Origin of the sequence: Streptomyces sp. NPDC050743 (assembly GCF_044456925.1) — a bacterium.
In the GTDB taxonomy this organism is placed as follows: domain Bacteria; phylum Actinomycetota; class Actinomycetes; order Streptomycetales; family Streptomycetaceae; genus Streptomyces.
The window spans coordinates 76,200-83,251 of the sequence record NZ_JBITGJ010000036.1; the positions used below are offsets into that span (position 1 = coordinate 76,200).

Consider the following 7,052-nt stretch of genomic DNA (forward strand, 5'->3'; position numbering starts at 1 on the left):
TCGTCTGCTCTACGCGGCCGGACGGCCCGTCCGTCGCACGGAGCGGAAGGAGTGGGGAGGAGTGGGGAGGAGTGGGGAGGAGTGGGAGGAGCGGGAGGAACGGGGGACAGCGGAGGACCCGGAAGGACTGCCGGAGGATCGACGCCGCGCGCTAGGTTGAGCCCGTGCGATTGAGAGTGGAGTTCACGACCGAGCCCTTCGACCTGGACGAGGCGCCCGCGCACGCGCTGGCGGCCCGCGAGGTGATCGAGGCGGCGGAGCTGGACGCGGTGGACGTCGGTCCCTTCGGCAACACCGCGGAGGGCGGCGCCGACGCCGTGCTGTCCGCCGTGGAGGCGCTGCTGCGCAAGTCCCTGGATGCCGGTGCCACCCGGATCTCGCTGCAGGTCAACGTGATCGGAGCGGGCGAATGACCCGCACCGGTGACGAGCCCTTCATCGCGGCCGTGAAACCGCTGGTCGACGCCATGGGCGGGGAGATGATCCCGCCCGACGAGGCCGGCCCCGAGGACGTCGTCCTCGCCTGGGAGGGCGCCGACGTCGTCGCCGTGCGCCTGCCCCAGCTCGCCGACTCCCTCGACCACATCCTGGCCGCCATGGAGCGCAGACAGGGCCGGCCGCTGGCGGACCTGGACCGCAAGGCGAAACAGGAGGTCGTACGGGTACTGGAGGCACGCGGCGCCTTCGCCGTGCGGCACGGCGTGGAAACCGTGGCGAGCGCGCTCGGGGTCAGCCGCTTCACCGTCTACAACTACCTCAACCGGGAGAAGGGTGTCTGAGCCGGCGCCACGGGATCCGTAGCGGCGCGGCCGAATTTTCAACAAAGTGTTGACGCGGTGTTTCGGAGGGCGTTAGCTGTTCGCAGCCCGTTCAGCACGAAGGCCGGATCCGGCCACGGAGGCTCCCGTGACTTCGACTTCCACGCCCCCGGGCCTGGCCCGGTTCAACGACCTGGAGGAGCGCGCGGCCCTCGCCGCCCTCCACGAGGCGTGTGCCTCCACCGAGTGGGCCCGGCGACTGCTCGCCGCCCGCCCCTACGCCACCCCCGACGCGCTCTACGCCGCCAGCGACGCCGCCATGGCCGAGCTCGGCACCGCGGACCTGGAGGAGGCGATGGCCGGGCACCCGCCGATCGGGCGCCCCAGGCCCGGGGACCCGACCTCCGCCCGCGAACAGCGCGGCATGGCCGGCGCGTCCGAGGACCTCAAGGCCGAGATGCTCGAACTCAACCTGGCCTACCAGGAGAAGTTCGGCCATGTGTTCCTGATCTGCGCCACCGGCCGCACCGGTGAGCAGATGCGCGACGCGGTCAAGCAGCGGATCGGCAACGCGCCGGAGCAGGAGCGGGAGATCGTCCGCACCGAGCTGGGCAAGATCAACCGCATCCGACTGGCCCGACTCGTCGAAGAGGACGCCTGACACCATGAGCACCAGCACCACCGCCTCCGTGTCCACCCACATCCTGGACACCTCGATCGGCCGCCCCGCCGACGGCGTCGCCGTCCAGCTCGCCGCCCGCGCCGGGCGGGACGCGCACTGGCAGGCGCTCGGCGGCTCCGCGACCGACGCCGACGGCCGGTGCAAGGACCTGCCGGCCCTGCCGGAGGGGACCACACACGTACGGCTCGACTTCGCGGTGGAGCCGTATTTCGAGAAGAAGCAAGCCGATGCGCAGCAGGACGCCCCCGCGAATCGGGACAGCGGACCGGCCGTGTTCTTCCCGGAGGTGGCGATCACGTTCGCCGTCGTACCGGGCGAGCACTACCACGTACCGCTGCTGCTCAACCCGTTCGGCTACTCCGTTTACCGAGGGAGCTAGCAGAAATGCCCACGATCCTGGGACAGAACCAGTACGGCAAGGCCGAGAACCGAGTCGTAAAGATCACGCGGGACGGCGCCACCCACCACATCAAGGACCTCAACGTCTCCGTCGCCCTGAGCGGCGACATGGACGAGGTCCACTACTCCGGCTCCAACGCCAACGTCCTGCCGACCGACACCACCAAGAACACGGTGTTCGCGTTCGCCAAGGAGTACGGAATCGAGTCCGCCGAGCAGTTCGGCATCCACCTCGCCCGCCACTTCGTCACCTCGCAGGAGCCGATCCACCGCGCCCGGATCCGCATCGAGGAGTACGCCTGGGAGCGGATCGAGACCTCCGACGCCAACTCCAGGTTCATCGGCGCGGACGAGGTCAAGCACTCGTTCGTGAAGAAGGGCCAGGAGACCCGGCTCACCCAGGTCACCTACGACGGTGAGAAGTGGGAGGTCGTCTCCGGTCTGAAGGACCTGACGGTGATGAACTCCACCAACTCGGAGTTCTGGGGCTACGTCAAGGACAAGTACACCACCCTCAAGGAGGCGTACGACCGGATCCTGGCGACCTCCGTCTCCGGCCGCTGGCGGTTCAACTGGACCGACGACGAGCAGAAGATGCCCAACTGGGAGAAGTCCTACGAGCAGGTGAAGAAGCACATGCTCCAGGCCTTCGCGGAGACCTACTCCCTCTCCCTGCAGCAGACGCTGTACCAGATGGGTGCGCGCATCATCAACAACCGCAGCGAGATCGACGAGGTCCGCTTCTCGCTGCCGAACAAGCACCACTTCCTGGTCGACCTGGAGCCCTTCGGGCTCAAGAACGACAACGAGGTCTACTTCGCCGCCGACCGGCCCTACGGCCTGATCGAGGCGACCATCCTCCGGGACGGCTGCGAGCCGAGGATCCCGGTCGACATGACCAACCTCTGACACGGGACGCGTGTCCCCGGACCCGCCCACCGTGCCGGGGACACGCCACACCGGAGGGAACACCATGGCACAGCCCGCGAAGGGGCCGGCCCACGCCACGCTGTCCGAGGCGGGCCTGGAGGACGGCTTCCCGGCCTGGGCGCGGACCGTGCTCGGCTCGGGCATCGGCGCGGGCTGGCTCGCCGCCGTCCTGCCCAACCTGTTCTTCCACCATCTCGGCACCCGGAGCGGGCAACCCGCCCCGGCACTCAAATCCTCCCAGGGTCCTGCCGTGCCCTCCTTCGTGGACGAGTCCCCGTCCACGGACCGCCACTGAAAGACAAGGAAGCGCCATGGCACCATCGGCAGCCCAGCGCATCGTCATCGAGAACTGTGCGATCGCGACCGTGGACGCGGGCGACACCGAGTACGTCTCCGGACACCTGGTCCTCGCCGGCAACCGCATCGAGTCGGTCGGCGCGGGCCAGGCACCCCAGGGCCTCGACAACGTGGTGCGCCGGATCGACGCACGCGGCCACCTGGCCACGCCCGGCCTGGTCAACACCCACCACCACTTCTACCAGTGGATCACCCGCGGCCTCGCCACCGACCACAACCTCTTCAACTGGCTCGTCGCGCTCTACCCGACCTGGGCGCGCATCGACGAGCAGATGACGTACGCGGCCGCGCAGGGTTCCCTCGCCATGATGGCCCGCGGCGGTGTCACCACCGCCATGGACCACCACTACGTCTTCCCGCACGGCTCCGGTGACCTGTCCGGGTCGATCATCCGGGCCGCCGCCGAGATGGGCGTCCGGTTCACGCTGGCCCGCGGCTCGATGGACCGCAGCGTGAAGGACGGCGGCCTGCCGCCGGACTTCGCCGTGGAGACGCTGGAAGGCGCGCTCGCGGCGACCGAGGAGACCGTCAGGCAGCACCACGACGCCTCCTTCGACGCCATGACCCAGGTGGCCGTGGCCCCCTGCTCCCCGTTCTCGGTGTCGACCGAACTCCTCAAGCAGGGAGCGGAGTTGGCGCGCCGGCTGGGCGTACGGCTGCACACGCACGGCTCGGAGACCGTGGAGGAGGAGAAGTTCTGCCACGAGCTGTTCGGCATGGGGCCGACCGACTACTTCGAGTCCACGGGCTGGCTCGGTGAGGACGTGTGGATGGCGCACTGCGTCCACATGAACGACTCCGACATCGCCGCGTTCGCCCGGACCAGGACCGGTGTCGCCCACTGCCCGTCCTCCAACGCCCGCCTCGCGGCCGGCATCGCCCGCGTCCCCGACATGCTGGCCGCCGGCGTCCCGGTCGGCCTCGGCGTCGACGGCACCGCCTCCAACGAGTCCGGGGAACTCCACACCGAGCTGCGCAACGCCCTGCTGATCAACCGGCTCGGCGCACACCGCGAGGCCGCGCTGAACGCCCGCCAGGCGCTCAGGCTCGGCACCTACGGCGGCGCGCAGGTCCTCGGCCGGGCCGACCAGATCGGTTCGCTGGAGCCCGGCAAGCTGGCCGACGTCGTGCTGTGGAAGATGGACACCCTCGCCCACGCCTCCATCGCCGACCCGGTGACCGCGCTGGTCTTCGGCGCGGCGGCGCCGGTCACCGCGTCCTTCGTCAACGGCAGGCAGATCGTGGAGAACGGCCGCCTGCTGACGGTGGACGAGGACGCCATCGCCCGCTCCACCCGCGAGGAGGCCCAGCGCCTCGCCCGGATCAGCGCCCAGTCCTGATCCCCACGCACACCCCGATGGGCCGGCCCCGCCAACCCCCGGCCCACCGTCACCTTCGGCGACCCCGCCCGCAGCGGGGTACACCGAACCCCTCGGCGACCGCCCCAGCGCCCCGCCGACAAACCTGGCGGTCGCCTTGTACGGGCGATCCGCCCAAGGCCTCGGCAAGCGGCCTCGCGGCCGGTTCGTCGGCAGCCCCGGCGGTGGCCCCACGAGGGCCTGTCGCCGGAGCACCGGGCGGTCGGCCTCTGCGGCCGGCCTGCCGGGCAACACGGCGGTCGCCTCTCGCGGGTGGCCCGCCAGAAGACTTGGCGGTCGCCCCGTCTGGGCGGTCCGCCTATGGCCTCGGCAAGCGGCCTCGCGGTCGGTTTGCCGGCAGCCCGTGCGGTGGCCCCACGAGGGCCCGTCGCCGACAGCACCGGGCGGGTCGGACTATGCGGCCGGCCTGCCGGGCAACACGGCGGTCGCCCCTCACGGGTGGCCCGCCAGCAGACTTGGCGGTCCGCCTCACGCGGGCAGCCCGTCAGAAGGCTTGGCGGTCGCCCCGTCCGGGCGGTCCGCCTATGGCCTCGGCAAGCGGCCTCGCGGCCGGTTTGCCGGCAGCCCGTGCGGTGGCCCCACGAGGGCCCGTCGCCGACAGCACCGGGCGGGTCGGATCCTGCGGCCGGCCTGCCGGACAACACGGTGGTCGCCTCTCGCGGGTGGCCCGCCAGAAAACTTGGCGGTCGCCTCTCCTGGGTGGCCCGCCAGAAGTACCTGGCGCTCGCCCCGTACGGGCGCTCGCCACAGGTTTCGGCAGGTCGGGCCGTGTGGCCGGGCTGCCGGAGGACTTGGCAGGTTGCCCTGTACGGGCAGCGTGCCGGAAGACGCGGTGGTCGGCTCCTGTGGCCGGCTCGCCGGAACGCTCCGGTCGGGAGGGACGGCTCCCGACCGGGGTCCGTGGACCCGAGCGGGGTCCACGGCAGCCGTCTCCGGGGCGCGTGTGGACACACGCGCCCCGGAACGGTCACCGCTCGAACCGCTCAAGCGCCACCCCGTCCCGGTCCCGCACGACCACACGCACCACCTCCAAGAAACCCACGTCGACCCCGCGTCGACGGCGACGTGTTACCCGACCGGAGGAGCCGCCGTGGCCGCCCACCCTGTTGACGAGAAACTCCCCGCCCTCAAAATGGCGACCAGCGGCCTGCAGCATGTGGCCGCCATGTACGCGGGAGTCGTCGCCCCACCCCTGATCGTCGGCGCGGCCGTAGGCCTGTCCGGCAAAGACCTCACCTTCCTCACCGGAGCCTGTCTGTTCACCGCCGGGCTCGCCACCTTCCTGCAGACCCTCGGCTTCTGGAAGGTCGGCGCCCGCCTGCCTTTCGTCAACGGCGTGACCTTCGCCGGCGTCGCCCCCATGACGGCGATCGTGGCGTCCGCGAAGGACAAGTCCGACGCCCTGCCGATGATCTTCGGCGCGGTCATCGTCGCCGGTCTGCTCGGTTTCGTCGCCGCGCCCTTCTTCAGCAAGGCCGTCCGCTTCTTCCCGCCCGTCGTCACCGGCTCGGTCATCACCCTGATCGGCGTCTCCCTGCTGCCGGTCGCGTTCAACTGGGCCCAGGGACCGAACCCCGCAGCGCACGACTACGGCTCGACGACCAACCTCACCCTGGCCGGCATCACCCTGCTCATCGTGCTGCTGCTGCGCCGCTTCACCCGCGGCTTCGTCAAGCAGATCGCGGTCCTGCTCGGCCTGATCATCGGCACGCTCATCGCGATACCCTTCGGCGTCACCGACTTCAGCCCCGTCGCACACTCCGCCGTCGTGGGCTTCCCGACCCCGTTCCACTTCGGCACCCCGACCTTCCACATCGCGGCGATCCTGTCGATGTGCGTGGTGATGGTCGTCTCCATGACGGAGTCCACCGCCGACATGCTGGCGCTCGGCGAGATCGTCGAACGCCCCGCGGACGAGCGGACCATCGCGGCCGGCCTGCGCGCCGACACCCTCGGCTCCGCCCTCAGCCCGCTGTTCAACGGCTTCATGTGCAGCGCCTTCGCCCAGAACATCGGCCTCGTCGCGATGACCAGGATCCGCAGCCGGTTCGTCGTGGCCGTCGGCGGCGGCTTCCTCGTCCTGATGGGCCTGTGCCCGATGGCCGCCTCCCTCATCGCGGTCGTGCCCCGCCCGGTCCTCGGCGGCGCCGGCATCGTCCTGTTCGGCTCGGTCGCCGCGAGCGGCATCCAGACCCTGGTGCGGGCCGGCCTGGAGAAGGACAACAACGTGCTGATCGTCGCCGTCGCCCTCGCGGTCGGCATCGTCCCGATCACCGCGCCGGACTTCTACCACGCCTTCCCCGAGACCGCGCGGATCGTCCTGGACTCCGGCATCTCCACCGGCTGTGTCACGGCCGTCGTCCTCAACCTCCTCTTCAACCACATCGGCAAGGGCCAGGAGGCCGAGGACGTCACGCACCCGATGGAGGCGGGAGAGGAACTCACACCCGCCCACTGAGCCTTTCCCGGTAAGCGATCATGCCTGTGTGTGATCGTTTAGACGGTGCGGTCGTATTCGAGCTGGAGCAGGACGAGGGCTGCGGCGGCG

At 70.6% G+C, this 7,052-nt stretch carries 7 protein-coding genes and 1 pseudogene; all 8 read left to right on the top strand.

What is annotated here, in order from left to right:
* Positions 1 to 164: 164 nt before the first annotated feature.
* The 8 genes and pseudogenes from ACIBJF_RS29300 (at position 165) to ACIBJF_RS29335 (ending at position 6,962) form a co-directional block, all read left to right on the top strand.
* Entirely contained in the window at positions 165 to 413 is a 249-nt protein-coding gene (locus tag ACIBJF_RS29300; protein ID WP_399178170.1) for a hypothetical protein, read from the top strand.
* Positions 410 to 778, top strand: coding sequence for a helix-turn-helix domain-containing protein (locus tag ACIBJF_RS29305; protein WP_399178172.1), 369 nt, complete (start codon positions 410 to 412; stop codon positions 776 to 778). Before ACIBJF_RS29300 ends, ACIBJF_RS29305 begins: the two co-directional genes overlap by 4 nt.
* Before the next feature lie 127 nt (positions 779 to 905).
* Complete coding sequence (gene uraD, locus ACIBJF_RS29310; RefSeq protein ID WP_399178174.1) at positions 906 to 1,418, top strand: 2-oxo-4-hydroxy-4-carboxy-5-ureidoimidazoline decarboxylase; 513 nt, start codon at positions 906 to 908, stop codon at positions 1,416 to 1,418.
* A gap of 4 nt (positions 1,419 to 1,422) precedes the next feature.
* Positions 1,423 to 1,818, top strand: coding sequence for a hydroxyisourate hydrolase (uraH, locus tag ACIBJF_RS29315; RefSeq protein ID WP_399178176.1), 396 nt, complete (start codon positions 1,423 to 1,425; stop codon positions 1,816 to 1,818).
* A gap of 5 nt (positions 1,819 to 1,823) precedes the next feature.
* Positions 1,824 to 2,747: a factor-independent urate hydroxylase gene (gene pucL, locus ACIBJF_RS29320; RefSeq protein ID WP_356308684.1), complete on the top strand. Its 924-nt coding sequence runs from the start codon at positions 1,824 to 1,826 to the stop codon at positions 2,745 to 2,747.
* 127 nt (positions 2,748 to 2,874) lie between these two features.
* Positions 2,875 to 3,063 (top strand): annotated as a pseudogene (locus ACIBJF_RS29325) (hypothetical protein); the annotation flags it as partial.
* 16 nt (positions 3,064 to 3,079) lie between these two features.
* A complete protein-coding gene (locus tag ACIBJF_RS29330; RefSeq protein WP_399178177.1) occupies positions 3,080 to 4,465 on the top strand; it encodes an 8-oxoguanine deaminase in 1,386 nt (461 codons plus the stop codon).
* Positions 4,466 to 5,594: 1,129 nt separating this feature from the next.
* Positions 5,595 to 6,962, top strand: a complete 1,368-nt coding sequence (locus ACIBJF_RS29335; protein WP_351806370.1) for a nucleobase:cation symporter-2 family protein — start codon at positions 5,595 to 5,597, stop codon at positions 6,960 to 6,962.
* Positions 6,963 to 7,052: the final 90 nt, after the last annotated feature.